The sequence below is a fragment of the Krasilnikovia sp. MM14-A1259 genome (genome assembly GCF_047159535.1).
GTDB lineage: Bacteria > Actinomycetota > Actinomycetes > Mycobacteriales > Micromonosporaceae > Actinoplanes.
On sequence record NZ_BAAGAJ010000002.1, the window covers coordinates 3,053,399 to 3,068,260 of the forward strand.

The window sequence follows — 14,862 nt, forward strand, 5'->3', positions numbered from 1 at the left end:
CCGACCGCCGCCTCCTGACCCGCCACCTCCCGGCACGGGGTCGGGAGGCGGCGGCGTCTTCAGGGGCGGTCGGCCGTACGGGTGAGCTGGAAGCGGCCCACGATCGTGCGCAGCTGGGTGGCGGTGTCGTGCAGCGCGGTGGTGAGCTGCTGGGTCTCCACCGCCCCGGCGGCCGTGCCGCGCGCGGCGTCGGCGACCGTGTCGATGCCGCCCGCGATGTCGTCCGTGCTGGCGGCCGCGTCGTGCACGGCCATGCTGACCTCGGAGGCCGAGCCGGTCTGCTCGTCGACGGACGCGGCGATCGTCTGCTGCAGGCCACTGACCTGCGTGATCACCTCGGCGATGCGGCCGATCGCGGTCACCGCGTCGGCGCTCTCCTCCTGGATCGCGGCGATCCGGCGGCGGATGTCCTCGGTGGCGGTGGCGGTCTGCTGGGCCAGGTCCTTGACCTCCCCGGCCACGACCGCGAACCCCTTGCCGGACTCGCCCGCCCGGGCGGCCTCGATCGTGGCGTTGAGCGCGAGCAGGTTGGTCTGCTCCGCGATCGCGGTGATCGTCTTCACCACGTCCTCGATCGCGGCGGTGCTGGCGGCCAGGCCCGCGACGACCCGGTTGGTCTCGGCGGCGGCCTGGGCACCCGCGTCGGCCACCTCGGCGGCCTGGCCCGCGTTCTGGGCGATCTCAGACATGGAACGGGACATGTCGGCCATGCCTTCCGCGGCGCGTCGTACGCTGCCGCTGACCCCGACCGAGGCGCGGGACAGCGACTCGGCCTGCCCGGAGGCGTGCGTGGCGCTGCCGTCGAGCCGGGTGCTCACGTCCGCCAGGTGGGCGGCGGAGCGGCCGAGTTCCTCGGCGCTGTCGCCCATACCGCTCAGGGCCGCGGACATCTCCGTCACGACCTCGTTGAGCCCGGCGGCGATCTGACCGACCTCGTCGCGGCCGTCGACCCGGATGCGGCCGGTGAGGTCGCGGGCCACGATCCGCTGGAGGAACGCCAGGGTGGCCCGCAGCGGCTGGGTGATGCTGGCCGCGACCCACCAGACGATCAGCACGATCACCACGGTGGCGATCACGCTCAGCGTCAGCATGGTCCGGACCATCCCGTCGCGGACCTCGTCGGGCACCTTTCCCTTCAGGTACGAGACGGCGACCCAGTCGTGCAGCAGGGAGTTGCCGCCGGCCAGGGTCGCGGCGAGGAAGACGAGCAGGGCCCGCATGCTCGGGAACAGCCGCCACACGCGGGACAGGCCACCGACGGCGCGCTCCGCGGCGGGGGCGGCCGGGTCGTCGACGGGAAGGTCAGAGGTTTTGTCCACGAGCTTCCTTGTCGGCTGCGGAACAGCCGTCTTGAGTGGTCCGGCCTGCTCAGGCCGCCATTTGCTCGTCCTCGCCGGTGTCCGGGACCGGCCGGGCACCGCGGTCGGCCGCCAGCGTCGCCAGGACGCGCCGGGCCAGCACCCGCTCGAACAGGTCGTGGATCGGTACGGGCAGCGGGATCCGCCAGTTCGGGTGCTCGTCGATCGTGCCCGGGATGTTCGGGCGCACCCGGACGCCGGCCAGGTCGTCGAGCGTGGCCATGGCCAGCCGGGAGCGGGACGCGGACAGCTCGGCGTACATCGCGGTGACTGCCTGCTCGATCTCCAGCCGGCCCGCCGCGTCAAGCGTGTCCGGGTCCAGCCCGGCGACCGCGGCGATCCGCCGCCGCAGCGCGGCCTGCGCGTCCACGTCGACCCGCTTGCCGATGCGCCGGCAGGTTTCCAGGTCGGAGCCGTCCAGCAGCCCGCCGATGGTGGGCTGGTCGTGGGTCTCGCAGGCCACCATGGCCCGCTCCGGGAACTCGTCGGGATGGGTACGGGTGGACACCCGGTACGACAGCGTCCCGGCCTCGGCCATCACGTGCAGGGCGCGCTCCTCCAGCGTCCCCATGTCCTCGCCGACCACCCAGGCGCCGGCCCGGTGCGCCTCCAGCCGCATGATGCCGAGCAGCGCGTCGCCGTGATAGCGCACGTACACGCCGTCGTCCGCGCTGCCGCCCAGCGGGACCCAGAACAGCCGCCACAGACCCATCACGTGGTCGATGCGCAGCGCGCCCGCATGCCGCAGCCCGGCGCGGATCATCGCCACGAACGGGGCGTACTCGGCCGCGGCCAGCCGGGCCGGGTCGAACGGGGCGACGCCCCACCGCTGCCCGCCCGGGTTGCCGTGGTCGGACGGGCAGCCGATCTCGAACCCGAACGCCATCAGATCCTGGTACGCCCAGCCGTCCGCTCCGCCCGCGTCGAAGCCGACCGCAAGATCCAGCACCACGTCGGCGCCCTGCGCGCAGGCCCGGGCGAGTTGCCGGTCGGCGACCCACTGGCACCAGCTCCAGAACCGGACGCGGTCGGCGTGCTCCGCGGCGAACCGGGCCACCTCGGCGGTGTCCGGCCGCCGGTAGCCCTCGGGCCAGTCCCACCAGGCGCCGTCGTGGTGTTCGGACAGCGCGGACCAGGTCGCGAACCGCTGCAACGCCTGCCCCTGCTCGGCCAGGTACGCCTCGAATTCCGGCCCGGGATCACCGCCCACGGCCGTCCAGATCCGTTCCAGCGCCGCGATCTTGAGCGCGAACGCGGCGTCGCGGTCGATGCGGTCACAGTGGTTGAGCGGCTCGCCCGCATCGGCCAGGTCCGACAGGTCCGCCAGGGCGGCGTCCGGGATGTCGGCCACCGCGATGTGCAGCACATTGAGGAACAGCCGCGACGCCGGCGCGTACGGCGACGGGTTCTGGTGCTCCGACGGCCGGGCGGCGTGCATCGGCGACACCAGTACGGCGCGCCCACCGGCCGCCGCGGTGCGCCGGGCCAGCCACGTCAGGTCGGCGAAGTCGCCGATGCCCCAGGACGTGTGCGAGCGGGCCGCGTACAACTGCACCGCGATCCCGAAGCCGCGCTCCGGTTCGGGGAACGTGCGCGGCGCGACCACGATCAGCCGGTTCTCGGCCAGCGGCCCGGTGAGCCGGTGATAGCCGTACGGCACCTCGGGGGGTAGCCAGCCGTCGAGCCGCCACCGCTCGCCGTTCTCGCAGACCAGTTCGCCGACGAGTTCCGGGTGCCCCCAGTCGGGGTGGCCGACCAGCGGCACGGTGGCCGGGGCGGGCCGCGGCGCGTCCGCGAGCTGCTCGCGCAGCCGGGCCAGGGTCGCGTCGGACACGGAACGCTCCGCACCGAACGCGTCGATGAACGTGGGCTGCAGGCCGAGCGGGGCCAGCTCGCCGATCACCTCATCCCGCCATGTGGTCATGCCCCGAAGGCTCCGCCCCGCCGGTTGCCGACCCCCGGACGGTTCGGGTCCCGCGCAGTTGCGACGGTACCCGTGACCTGCAGTCCTGCCTGTACGGCCGCAGTCGGATGTGTGACCGAGGTTGGCGAGCGCCGGGTGCCGGGATCACCATGGAGAGACCCACATCACAGACGGGGGCCTGGAATACGGGAGGTGCCGTCGTGGCCGATCAGTTGCCGGTTGGGCCGTACCGGATGGTGCGCACCGCGGAGGGCGCGGACGTGCCGTGGTACGTGATCCCGTTCGATGCCGACGGTGCCTGCACCGGGCCGCGTACCCGCGACGATCTCGTGGGGCGGGCGCGCGGCGGGGCGTTCACCGACATCGTGGTGTTCTGCCACGGGTGGAACAACGACTGGCGCCAGGCCACCGGCCGCTACGACGACTTCTTCAACGGGTACGTACGGATGCGCACCGAGCGCGCCCTGCCCGCACCGCAAGGGTTCGCGCCGCTGCTGGTGGGGATCTTCTGGCCCAGCAAGCTGATGGTGGACTCGGCCGACCAGCCCCCGGACTTCGCCGGCGACGACGGCGAACCGGACGACACGCTGGTCGCCGACGAGCGCGACGACCTCGCCGAGCTGGCCGCGGTCGTGGACCCGGACCGCCGCCCGCGGATGTTCGAGTTGGCCCAGCAGCAAAGCCTCACCGAGGACGACGCCGCGGAGCTGGCCACGATCCTCGCCCCGCTGTATGCCACGGACCGCGAGGAGACCGGGGAGCAGACCGCGCCCACCCCGGCGCAGATCGCCGCGTCCTGGCAGGTGCCGCGGCGCCGGCCCCGCTCGGCCGACCCCGCCGACTTCGACACGGCCACGGTGGACACCGCCGGTCCCCAGGCGGCCGGGTTCCTGGACTTCCTGCGGCCACGCGAGATCCTGCGCGGCGCGTCGGTGTGGCTGATGAAGGACCGGGCCGGCCGGGTGGGTGCCCGCGGCGTCGGCCCCCTGCTGGTGCAGTTGCTCGGTACGGGCGCCCGGGTCCACGTCGTCGGCCACTCGTTCGGCGCCAAGGTGCTGCTGTCCGCGATCACCACCCCGGCGGCGCTTCCCGCGACGGTGCATTCCGCGCTGCTGCTGGAACCCGCGATCTCCCACCTGTGTTTCGCCGCGAACGCCGACGGCCACGGCCGCCCGGGCGGATACCGGCCCGCGCTGGACCGGATCGGCCAGCCGATCCTGTCCACGTTCAGCGCCCACGACGATCCGCTGACGAAGTTCTTCCACCTCGCGCTGCGCCGCGACGGCGACCTGGGCGAGGCGGACATCGCCGCGGACGAGCCGCCGAGCCGGTACGCGGCGCTGGGCGGGTACGGCCCGCGCCCGCTGGGTGCCGAGGCCGCGCTGACCACGATCCTCGACCCCACCACCCGGTACGCGCTGGACGCGCCGGGGCTGCAGGTGGTCGGCGTGGACGGCACCCGGACCATCCCGTCGCACGGCGATGTGAGCAGTCCGAGCACGTGGTGGATGTTGTACGACCTCATGACGCGGTGAGGTGACGCGATGGCCGAGATGCTCAAACGACGGTACGACCTGAGCGCGCTCAAGGTCCGGCTGCTGGCCGACGCCGACCCGCCGTCCGTGCGCTGCGAACTGGAGCTGACCCGGGAGCACGTACCGGAGCCGGTGGCGAGCTGGCAGGTGCCGGCCACTGAGCTGGGGCTGCCGCCCGTACTGGACTTCGAGGGCAGCCACGGCACCGGGTACGAGTTCCGGCTGCCGGAGGCGATGCTCGCCGAGCTGGCCGACGCGGTACGGGAGGCGGCCGTGCCGCAGCGTCCACTGTGGCTGCACCTGGTCCGCCCGTACGGGCATCTGGGGCTGGTGCCGTGGGAGCAGTTGCTGGTGCCGGTGCTGCCGGTGCCGGTGCTGCGGCTGCCCGACTTCGTGGTCGAGCCGGTCCGGTCGCGCCGGGCGGTGACGGTCGCGTTGTGCGCCGACGACGGCCCCGGCGATCTGCGCGAGCAGGCGGAGCTGGTGCAGCGGCTGGCCGCTGCGATCGTCGGCGCGGTCCCGCTGCCGACCACCCTGCACATCTTCCCCACCGCCCAGCTGTTTCCGCTGCTGCGGCAGGTCAGGTCGCCGGTGGATCACGAGGACCGGGTGCTGCTGCACGACCCCGCGGGGGCCGCCGCGGCCGCCCGTGCGGTCGGCGGCACGGACACCGGGTACGGAACCGCCGACCGCGCACCGGTGTACGCGTCGTCCACCGACTCGGCGGTCGGCCAGCACCGCAACGTGTGGCTGACCTGGATGCGCGACACCCTGTGCGGCCGGGGCGTCGACGTGGTGCATTTCCTGGCCGGTGCGGTGCTGCGGCTGGACCAGGGGGCGCTGGCGCTGTCGGAGAACCCGGCCGACCCGGAGGACACCGGCCTCGCGGTGGTGTCCACGGCGGCGCTGACCCGGTTCCTCTTGCAGGTGGGGGCGTGGGGGTGCGGCTTCACGTCACCGCCCGGGAACCCGTCGGAGATGGGCCTGCGGCTGGTCGCCACGACGATCGCGGACCTGCGGCCCACCGCGCTGCTGCATCACGAGGCGCGGCTGGACCCGCAGCTGCGGGCGCTGGCGGACGCGTACCGGCTGATGGCCAGCCCGGAACCGGCGCTGCCACCGACCGACGGCGCGGTGTTCGTGTACTGCCAGCCGTTCCAGGTGTCGACGGAACCGGGCCGCGAGGAGCTGTTCGGCGCGCCGGCCGCCCCCGGGACGGCCCCGTCCGACAAGGTACGCGGACTGCTCACCGATGCTCCGGCCACACCGACGTGGGTGTCCGCGTCGCAGCGTTTCGTGGAGCAGTACGAGTGGCGCCTGCACCAGTGGCGCGACGCCCAGCCGGTCCCGCCGCAGCTGGAAGACGGGGTGGCGAAGGCCCTGGAGCTGATCCAGGGGGTCGTCGACCGGTACGCCGACTCCCCTTCGACGGCACCGGAGCATCCGCCGGCCGCGGTGACCGACATCAGCGACGCCCCGCCGGACCCGGAGGTGCCGCGATGAGCCGGGTGATCATCCAGGTGGGTCCGGACCGGGACGACACGCTGTGCTTCCGGCTGGAGCGGGCACCGATCCCGCCGGAGGACCCGAAGCCCCGCAAGCTGCTGTGCTCGGCCGCGCAGATGCCCACCGGCAAACCGCCCCCACCCCCGAACGGCTGGGTCCGCGAGTACGGCCGCCGCCTGTGGCAGGAGCTGTCCCAGCACCCGGACGTCCAGCGGGCGTTGAGCAACGCCGCCGCCGCCCCGGCCGGGCAGACCCAGTCCATCATGTTCAACCTGCTGGACCAGCGGGCCGAGCTGTACAACTGGGAGATGCTCTGCGACGAGGGCGACCATTTCCTCGCGCTGGACCGGGCCCCGATCGGTCGCATCGCCGAGCAGGGCATCGACCTGGCCGGGGCGGTCCCCACGTTCACCGGGCAACTGCGGGTCACCGCGGTCCTGTCGGCTCTGGGGGTGCCCGCCGAGCAGGAGTGGTCCGGCCTGTACGCGGCGGTGCAGACCGCCCGCGCGGCCGGACTACGGGTCAGCGTGACCGTGCTGGTCGGCGAGGAGGACCTGCTCGACAAGATCGGGGACGTGGCCGCGCACGACCCCGACCTGAGCGCCGCCGCCGTGCCGGACCGGGCCACGGACCTGCTGCGCGCGATCACCGACAGCCGGCCGCACCTGCTGCACTTCTTCTGCCACGGCGCGGCGGACCAGGGCCAGCCCCGGCTGCTGCTGGCCACCGGGCAGGACATCGAGCGGCAGGCCGTCGGTCCGGCGACCCCGAGCGTACGGCTGCACATCGAGCAGATGCGCAGCCTGCTGGCGCCGCTGGGGGTGTGGCTGGTGGTGTTGAACTGCTGCCAGGGCGGGATGGCCGCGCAGGAGGTGCACTCGCTGGCGCATTCGCTCGCCGCGGCCGGGGTGCCGGCGGCGCTGGGCATGCGCGAGACCGTGCAGGCGCTGGCCGCGTACGAGTTCTCCCGGGTGTTCTACCGCGAGCTGCTGACCGAGCTGGGCACCCGGCTGGCCCGGCCCGCGGACGGGGTGGAGGACCGCGACATCGACTGGCCGCACATCCTGAACGCCCCGCGGGCGGCGCTGGTGGAGAGCTACAGCGACGACGCCAGCACGTTCGGGGAGTGGACGCTGCCGGTGCTGTACACGCGGCTCGACCCGTTCCAGGTTCGGCTCGCGGCGCAGGTGTGGGACGAGCCGGTACCGCCCGCGGCGGCCGGCCCGCCGGGCCTCACCTCGGACGGCGTCACGATGGCCATCGTGGCGGCGCTGCTCAACAGGCTGCCCGCGGACACCCCGCCGGACGCCGTGGCCGAGCTGCGCCGCCTCGCCGGAGCGCCGCCACCGGGCGCCCCTGCCGACGAGCCGGGTGGCCCCGCTGACGAACCGGGTGGTGCCACATGACAGACGAGTGGCCGCGGTCGCTGGCCATCAACGCGTGGCCGGACGAGCCCGCCGCCGGCGAGCTGGGGCCCGCCGCCCGCGCGTGGATCCTCGGCCAGGGCGTCGACGACCGGGCCCGGGAGGCGGGCCTGGTCCTGGCCGCGGACGAGCCGCCCGATCCCCGCGACTGGCGCCGCGCGGACGTGGGCTGGGGGGTGGTGCTGCCGTGGACCGGCGGGCCGGTCGCCGACCAGGCCGCACTCGCGGACGCACCGGAACCGATCCGGCGTCTCGCGCGGGCCCGGGCGGACCCGGACGGTCCGGTGGTCTTCCGGTACGCCGCCGAGGACGGCCTGGGCCTGCTGCGCCGGGTGTACCCGGCCGGGGACCACCAGCGGGTGGCCATCACGGGCGGGCAGACCGGTACGGGTCGCGGGCAGCTCCCGGCGTACCTGCTGCTCGCGGGCGGCCCGGCCGACCTGCCGTGGGACCTGCAGTGCCGGTTGAACCTGTCCTGTGCGGTCGGCCGCCTGGACCTGCCCGACGAGGCCCTGGACCGGTACGTCACGTGCCTGCTCTCCGACTGGGCGGACGCCGCGGCGTGCGCCCGCGCGCCGGTCGTGTGGGCCACCGACTCCGACGACATCACCGAGCTGATGCGGGTGGCCGTCGCGGAACAGCTCGCGGCGAAGTTCGCCGCCGACCCGGACACCCGCGACGGCGTCCGCTACCTGCGGGGCGCGCAGGCCACGACCGCGGGCCTGCTCGACGCGCTCGCCGCGAACCGCCCGTCCGTGGTCGTCACCACCAGCCACGGCCGTACCGGTCCGCTGTCCGACGCCGACGCGATGGCCCGCGACCTGGGCCTGCCGGTGGACGCCGACCGGCAACTGCTGGACCCGGCCGCCCTGCTGTCGGCATGGCAGCCGGACGGTGCCATCTGGTACGCGCACGCCTGCTGCTCGGCGGGCAGCGACGCGACCAGCCGGTTCACCGTGCTGGTGCCGGACGGTTCGCAGGTGGCGGCCGTGCTGAACGCGGTCGCCGCGCTGGGACACCAGGTGGCGCCGCTGCCCACGGCGCTGCTGTCCGCGCAGCGGCCCGCGCGGGCGTTCATCGGCCACGTGGAACCCACATTCGACTGGACCCTGGAGCGCCCGGAGACCGGGCAGCTGATCACCGCGGCCACGCTGCGGGCGTTGTGGACGGGCTGCTTCCAGCCCCGTCCGGAGCCGATCGGGCTGGCGTTCCGGCAGCAGTTCACGCAGGCGGCGCAGTTGTTCGGCGAGGCCGCGCAGACGAACCGCAACAGCCGCCCGGATTCGGCGCAGCGGCGTGCGGCGTCGGTGGCGCTGCTGACCGCGTACGACCGGCAGAGCATGGTGATCTTCGGCGACCCGACGGTCTGCGCGACCGCCCTCGGGGCCTGAGAGTCAGGTGGCGCGGCGGGCCTCGGTGACATCCGCCATCAGCTTGTCCCACACCGGGTCGGGCCGGAACGCCGCCAGCGGCAGGTCCGCGCCCACTCGCGCCCAGGTGTACTCCCACCAGGCCGCGACGCGTACCGGCCACAGCCCGACCCGGACCGCCCCGGCCACGAAGCACCGGTGCACCAGGACGGTGGCCGCGAGCATGTCCGCGTCCAGCCGCACCCCCGGCTTGTCGATCGCCTTGCCGAGCGCCCGCACGTCGCGGTGCATCTCGGAGTACGCGACCAGGTGCGGGGTGGCGGGCACCCGCACCTTCGCGTCCGGTTCCAGCAGGTCCGCCGCGTACGCGGGCAGGAACGCCACGTCGTCGACCGTGACGATCAGCGGCAGCTCGTGGTGGCCGCGCCGCACCCCCAGCTCGACCGCGGGGGCACCGTTCGGCGCGACGATCGTGCCGGCGCCGAGCACGTCCGCGGGGACCAGCCGTACGGTGTCGCCGATCGCGGGCACGGACGCCGCGACCAGATCGTCCTCGGCCGACACGACCGTGCCCGGCACCTCGCTCAGGAGCCGGGCGAGTTCCTCACTGCGCATGCGCCGGTTATACCGACCGGGCGCACGCGCAGTGGCGGCGCCATGCCATTACGGTGTCCTCGTGGTCGCCGCTCTCGAGCTGTATCTGGACGTCACCGCGACGCGGCGGCTGCGCACGCTGTGGCATGCGCTGGAGTCCGAGGGCATCCCGACGCTGGCGTCGCTGCAGACCGAGAAGCACCGCCCGCACGTGTCGCTGGCCGCGGCGGCCCGGCTGGAGCCGATCGCGGACGCGCTGGCCGGTCTCGACCTCGGCGTGGGGCTGACACTGGACCTGGATTTCGTCGGCCAGTTCGTGGGCCGGGTGCTGTGGCTGGGCGTCACCCCGACGGCCGAACTGCTGGCGGCGCACCGGGCCGTGCACGAGCGCCTGGCGGCGGCCGGGATCGAGGTGTGGGACCACTACCGGCCGGGCCGGTGGGTGCCGCACTGCACGGTGTCGCTGCGCGTACCCAATCCGTTGCTGTCCCCGGCGCTGCGCCGCTGCCTGGAGATCCTGCCGGTGCGGGCGACCGTGACCGGGGCGTCAGTGACCGATCACGCAAACGACATCGCCCGCCCGCTGGCGGGCTGATCACGGGCCCCGGCGGCCCCCGGAACGCGCTCCCTCGACGCACGCAAGGGTTTTCCCCGATTCGGTGAACCTCATCGATGCCTAGCGTCTCACCTCAAGTCATCCAGGTGAGCCGTACAGGTCACCGGACGTCGAGCCCACCCGCCAACCCCCGGGTGGGAAAGGAGTACCCGCGTGAAAACTCGAACCCCCCTCGTCGTCGCCCTGGCAGCCGGCACTGCAGCCGCCGCCAGCATGGTGGCGATAGCCGGTCAGGCAAATGCCCAACCCGTCGGCCCGTCGGGCGCCCCGGCGGCGGCGAAGGCCGCGTCGGCGCTGGTCGCCGGCCGTCCCCAGCTACTGCACGCCAGCACGGACGACGCGTTCGTGCAGCGCCCGGTGATCTCGTCGGGCGGCCTGCAGTTCGTCCCGTTCGACCGCACGTACAAGGGACTGCCGGTGATCGGCGGTGACTTCGTCGTGGTCACGGACAACGCCGGGCAGACGAAGTACACCTCGGTCGCCCAGAACCGGCCGATCGGCGACCTGTCCACGGCCCCGAAGCTGACCGAAGCCGCCGCGCTGGCGGCCGCCAAGCGGGAGCTGAAGACGGTCAGCACGGTCGAAGGCACCAAGCTGGTCGTGCTGACCACCGAAGGGGCCCCGGCCCTGGCGTGGGAGAGCACGCTGCAAGGCACGAGCGCCCACGGCCCGAGCCGGCTCACGGTCGACGTCGATGCCGCCACCGGCAAGGTGCTGAGCACGCGGGAGCACGTCACGGACGTCAGCGGCACCGGTACCGGCTGGATCAACGGCTCGGTCAGCCTGAACACGACCCAGTCGGGCAGCACGTACAGCCTGAAGGACCCGACCCAGACGACCCTGACGTGCCAGGACGCCGCGAACAACACGACGTTCAGCGGCTCGGACAACGACTGGGGCAACGGCGTCGGCACCAGCAAGGAGACCGGCTGCGTCGACGCGTTCTACGTCGCGCAGAAGCAGACCGCGATGCTGTCGTCGTGGCTGGGCCGCAACGGCCAGAACGGCAGCGGCGGCGCGTGGCCGCTGCGGGTCGGCCTGAACGACCAGAACGCGTATTACGACGGCACCCAGGTGCAGATCGGCAAGAACACCGCGAACCAGTGGATCGCCTCCGCTGACGTGGTCGGCCACGAGCTGGGCCACGGCATCGACGACAACACGCCGGGCGCCATCTCCAAGGGCAACACCCAGGAGTTCGTGGCGGACACGTTCGGCGCGGCGACCGAATGGTTCGCCAACAACCCGAACGACCCGCCGGACTACCAGGTCGGCGAAGAGGTCAACCTGGTCGGCAGCGGCCCGATCCGGTACATGTACAACCCGTCACTGGCCGGCGACGACAACTGCTACTCCAGCAGCACCCCGAGCCAGGAGGTGCACGCGGCGGCCGGCCCGGGCAACCACTGGTTCTACCTGATCGCCGAGGGCACCAACCCGAGCGACGGCCAGCCGACCAGCACGCGGTGCAGCGGCTCGGGCGCCATCACGGGCCTGGGCATCCAGAACGCCATCAAGATCATGTACAACGCGATGCTGATGAAGACGTCCAGCTCGTCGTACCTGAAGTACCGCACGTGGACGCTGACCGCGGCGAAGAACCTCTTCCCCGGCAGCTGCACCCAGTTCAACACGGTCAAGGCGGCCTGGGACGCGGTCAACGTGCCCGCCCAGTCGGCCGACCCGACCTGTGACGGCGGCACCACGCCGCCGACCACTCCGCCGTCCGGCTGCGGCGGCACCAACAGCACCCACGTGAACATCCCGGACGCCGGTGCCGCGGTGTACAGCGACATCACGGTCAGCGGCTGCGCCCGCAACGCCTCGTCGTCCTCGACGATCGCGGTGAACATCGCGCACACCTACCGGGGTGACCTGCGGGTCGACCTGGTGGCCCCGGACGGCACGGTCTACAACCTGAAGGCGACCAGCGGTTCGGACAGCGCGGACAACGTGAACGCCACGTACACCAAGGACCTGTCCGGCGAGGCCTCCAACGGCACCTGGCGGCTGAAGGTCCAGGATGTCTACTCGCAGGACACCGGCAACATCAACAGCTGGACGCTGAACATCTGAACCGAACCACCTTCCCCAACGACGGGGGCCGGCGCAGCGCGCCGGCCCCCGTTCCGTGCGTACGACCATTCGGGTACGATGCCCGTACTGTGCAGATTGCGCCATTTGTCGGCGCGCCTTCCTCCGTTCCGGCAACCGCGCGCCAGACTGAGCGCCAGGGACACCCGTCCGCCAGGACGCTGCACGCCTCGGAGGGAACGATGCTCAGCAGGCCCCGTGCCGGATCCGCCGCCGCGGTCCTTCTCATCGCACTCGGATCGCTCGTTCCGGGCGCCGGCGCGTCCGCCGCGCCCACGGCACCCGGCGGGCAGGTCCGGCACATCCATCAGCGTGGCACCGCCGCGTACCACCCGACCGGCACGGGGTCGGGCGCTCCCGGGCCGATGTCCACCGAGATCCCCCGCCGGCACGGGGACGACGAAGCGCGCATCGCGGGAACGGGCGGTTCCGACCGCAGCCTCGCCCCGGTGAGCGCGGCAAGGGCCGGGCTGGCGCGCTCCGCGACCGCGCCCACCCCGCCGCCGCCGTCCGGGGTGACCCGCACCCCCCGGCTGCTCACCAGCTTCGACGGCCTCAACCACCGCGACCAGCGGACCGCCAACAACGGCAACCAGTTCAGCCTCGAACCCCCCGACCAGGCGCTGTGCGTCGGCAACGGGCACATCGTCGAGGCGGTCAACGACGCGTTCCGCGTGTTCGGCCCGGACGGCCGCGGCCACACCGGCGTGATGGACCTCAACACGTTCTTCGGCTACCCGCCGTCGATAAACCGGACCACCGGCGTGTTCGGCCCGGAGATCACGGACCCGACCTGCCTGTACGACCCCACCACGCGCCGCTTCTTCCTGGTCGTGCTGACGCTGGGCACCACGCCCGCCGGGGACTTCACCGGGCAGAACCAGCTGGACATCGCGGTCACGGCCGACCCCACCGAGGTGTGGAAGACGTACTCCGTGGACGCGACCGACGACGGGCGCAACGGCACCCCGGTGCACCCGAACTGCCCCTGCATCGGCGACTACCCGCACATCGGCGTGGACGCCAACGGCTTCTACCTCACCACGAACGAGTACGCGTTCTTCGGCCCCGAGTTCAACAGCGCACAGGTGTACGCGTTCTCCAAGCGGGCACTCGCCCGCGGCGACGCGGACGTCCTGGTGACCCAGTTCGACACGACCGCCGCCGACGCGGGACGCAACGGATTCACGCTGTGGCCCGCCCAGTCGCCGAGCACCGGCGACTACGACCGCAGCCAGCACGGCACCGCGTACTTCCTGTCCTCGAACGCGGCCGAGGAGGCCACCGGCACCAAGGCCTACGTGTCCGACAGCATCGTCACGTGGAGCCTGACCAACACCCGGTCGCTCGACTCGGGCCGCCCTGCGGTGCGGCTGCAGCACACCCGGGTCGGCGTGCAGACGTACTCGCTGCCGCCACTCGCTGACCAGAAGGCCGGGTTCACGCCGCTGGCGGAGTGTCTCAACGCCCCGTCCTGCGCCACGGAACTGCTGGGCGCGCCCGACCCGGCCGCCCCGGAAACCATGTCCGAGCTGGACAGCAACGACACCCGGATGCAGCAGGTCACCTACACCGGCGGCCGGCTGTACGGGGCACTCGACACCGCCGTGCATGTCGGTGGGGCCACCAAGGCGGGCATCGGCTGGTACATCGTGCAGCCCCGGTCGCTGCCGTCCTCGGTCCGGGCCACGCTGCTCCAGCAGGGCCAGCTCGGTCTGGCGGGCAACAACCTCATCTACCCGGCGATCGGGGTGACCGCGCAGGGCCACGGCGTCATGGCGTTCACGCTGACCGGCGCCGGCTACCACCCGTCCGCGGCGTACGCGGCGTTCGACGGCCGGGCCGGCGCCGGTGCGATCTACCTCGCCGCGGCCGGGGTGGGACCGCAGGACGGGTTCAGCGGATACCGGGCGTTCAACGACCCGCCCCGGCCGCGCTGGGGCGACTACGGCGCCACCGCGGTCGACGGGCAGCGGATCTGGATCGCCAGCGAGTACATCGGCCAGCAGTGCACGTTGCTGCAGTACGTCGCCACCCCGTTCGGGAGCTGCGGCGGCACCCGCACCGCCTTGGCCAACTGGGGTACCCGGATCAGCCTGATCAAGCCGTGAGCACCGCACCGTAGGGTGGGCCCATGGTCGTGGTCTTCGACGGTGAGTTGTGGGTCTGGGACGCTCGGCGCGGCGAGACGTGGACGTTCGTCAGTCTCCCCGCCGAGCAGTCCGAGGAGATCCGCGAGCTGACCGCCGGGCCGCGCCGCGGCTTCGGGTCCGTGCGGGTGCGGGTGACGATCGGCGGCAGCACGTGGCGGACCTCGATCTTTCCGGACAGCACGCGAGGATGCTACGTGCTGCCGATCAAGCGTGCGGTCCGCAACGCTGAAGCGCTCGACGTGGGCGACGTCGCCACGGTGACGCTCGAACTCGTCGACCGGTGATCCG

11 protein-coding genes are annotated in these 14,862 nt (G+C 73.0%); 8 read left to right on the forward strand and 3 right to left on the reverse strand.

The window, feature by feature from the left end; translation table 11 throughout:
* Positions 1–59: 59 nt before the first annotated feature.
* The gene (locus ACMCNK_RS13400; protein WP_412736739.1) at positions 60–1,319 is read right to left on the reverse strand and encodes a methyl-accepting chemotaxis protein; all 1,260 of its coding nucleotides are present in this window, start codon (positions 1,317–1,319) and stop codon (positions 60–62) included.
* A gap of 49 nt (positions 1,320–1,368) precedes the next feature.
* Positions 1,369–3,282 (reverse strand): 4-alpha-glucanotransferase, encoded by a 1,914-nt coding sequence (malQ, locus tag ACMCNK_RS13405; protein ID WP_412736740.1) that lies wholly within the window; start codon positions 3,280–3,282, stop codon positions 1,369–1,371.
* Positions 3,283–3,482: 200 nt separating this feature from the next.
* On the opposite strand from malQ, the gene ACMCNK_RS13410 reads away from it, so the two are divergent.
* Genes ACMCNK_RS13410 through ACMCNK_RS13425 form a run of 4 tightly spaced genes read left to right on the forward strand, consistent with a single transcriptional unit; the run spans position 3,483 to position 9,138 of the window.
* A complete protein-coding gene (locus ACMCNK_RS13410; protein ID WP_412736741.1) occupies positions 3,483–4,817 on the forward strand; it encodes a hypothetical protein in 1,335 nt (444 codons plus the stop codon).
* Positions 4,818–4,826: 9 nt separating this feature from the next.
* Positions 4,827–6,320: a hypothetical protein gene (locus tag ACMCNK_RS13415; protein ID WP_412736742.1), complete on the forward strand. Its 1,494-nt coding sequence runs from the start codon at positions 4,827–4,829 to the stop codon at positions 6,318–6,320.
* Complete coding sequence (locus tag ACMCNK_RS13420) at positions 6,317–7,729, forward strand: CHAT domain-containing protein (RefSeq protein WP_412736743.1); 1,413 nt, start codon at positions 6,317–6,319, stop codon at positions 7,727–7,729. Before ACMCNK_RS13415 ends, ACMCNK_RS13420 begins: the two co-directional genes overlap by 4 nt.
* A complete protein-coding gene (locus ACMCNK_RS13425; protein ID WP_412736744.1) occupies positions 7,726–9,138 on the forward strand; it encodes a hypothetical protein in 1,413 nt (470 codons plus the stop codon). The genes ACMCNK_RS13420 and ACMCNK_RS13425 overlap by 4 nt, the downstream gene beginning before the upstream one ends.
* A gap of 3 nt (positions 9,139–9,141) precedes the next feature.
* Here ACMCNK_RS13425 and ACMCNK_RS13430 read toward each other — a convergent pair whose 3' ends face one another.
* Positions 9,142–9,732, reverse strand: coding sequence for a hypothetical protein (locus ACMCNK_RS13430; protein WP_412736745.1), 591 nt, complete (start codon positions 9,730–9,732; stop codon positions 9,142–9,144).
* 61 nt (positions 9,733–9,793) lie between these two features.
* Here ACMCNK_RS13430 and ACMCNK_RS13435 point away from each other — a divergent pair, with 61 nt between their 5' ends.
* The 4 genes from ACMCNK_RS13435 to ACMCNK_RS13450 all read left to right on the forward strand — a co-directional run bounded on the left by ACMCNK_RS13435 (position 9,794) and on the right by ACMCNK_RS13450 (position 14,858).
* Positions 9,794–10,306, forward strand: coding sequence for a 2'-5' RNA ligase family protein (locus tag ACMCNK_RS13435; RefSeq protein ID WP_412736746.1), 513 nt, complete (start codon positions 9,794–9,796; stop codon positions 10,304–10,306).
* 174 nt (positions 10,307–10,480) lie between these two features.
* On the forward strand, positions 10,481–12,403 hold the full coding sequence (locus tag ACMCNK_RS13440; RefSeq protein ID WP_412736747.1) for a M4 family metallopeptidase: 1,923 nt from the start codon (positions 10,481–10,483) through the stop codon (positions 12,401–12,403).
* Between the two features lie 200 nt (positions 12,404–12,603).
* On the forward strand, positions 12,604–14,532 hold the full coding sequence (locus tag ACMCNK_RS13445; protein ID WP_412736748.1) for a hypothetical protein: 1,929 nt from the start codon (positions 12,604–12,606) through the stop codon (positions 14,530–14,532).
* Positions 14,533–14,555: 23 nt separating this feature from the next.
* A complete protein-coding gene (locus ACMCNK_RS13450) occupies positions 14,556–14,858 on the forward strand; it encodes a DUF1905 domain-containing protein (protein ID WP_412736749.1) in 303 nt (100 codons plus the stop codon).
* The last annotated feature ends 4 nt before the right edge of the window (positions 14,859–14,862 follow it).

Bases quoted from the DNA above. Each gene is read 5' to 3' on its own strand.
- malQ (WP_412736740.1), bottom strand. From the start codon at position 3,282: ATGACCACATGGCGGGATGAGGTGATCGGCGAGCTGGCCCCGCTCGGC.
- ACMCNK_RS13415 (WP_412736742.1), top strand. From the start codon at position 4,827: ATGGCCGAGATGCTCAAACGACGGTACGACCTGAGCGCGCTCAAGGTC.
- ACMCNK_RS13420 (WP_412736743.1), top strand. From the start codon at position 6,317: ATGAGCCGGGTGATCATCCAGGTGGGTCCGGACCGGGACGACACGCTG.
- ACMCNK_RS13425 (WP_412736744.1), top strand. From the start codon at position 7,726: ATGACAGACGAGTGGCCGCGGTCGCTGGCCATCAACGCGTGGCCGGAC.
- ACMCNK_RS13430 (WP_412736745.1), bottom strand. From the start codon at position 9,732: ATGCGCAGTGAGGAACTCGCCCGGCTCCTGAGCGAGGTGCCGGGCACG.
- ACMCNK_RS13445 (WP_412736748.1), top strand. From the start codon at position 12,604: ATGCTCAGCAGGCCCCGTGCCGGATCCGCCGCCGCGGTCCTTCTCATC.
- ACMCNK_RS13450 (WP_412736749.1), top strand. From the start codon at position 14,556: ATGGTCGTGGTCTTCGACGGTGAGTTGTGGGTCTGGGACGCTCGGCGC.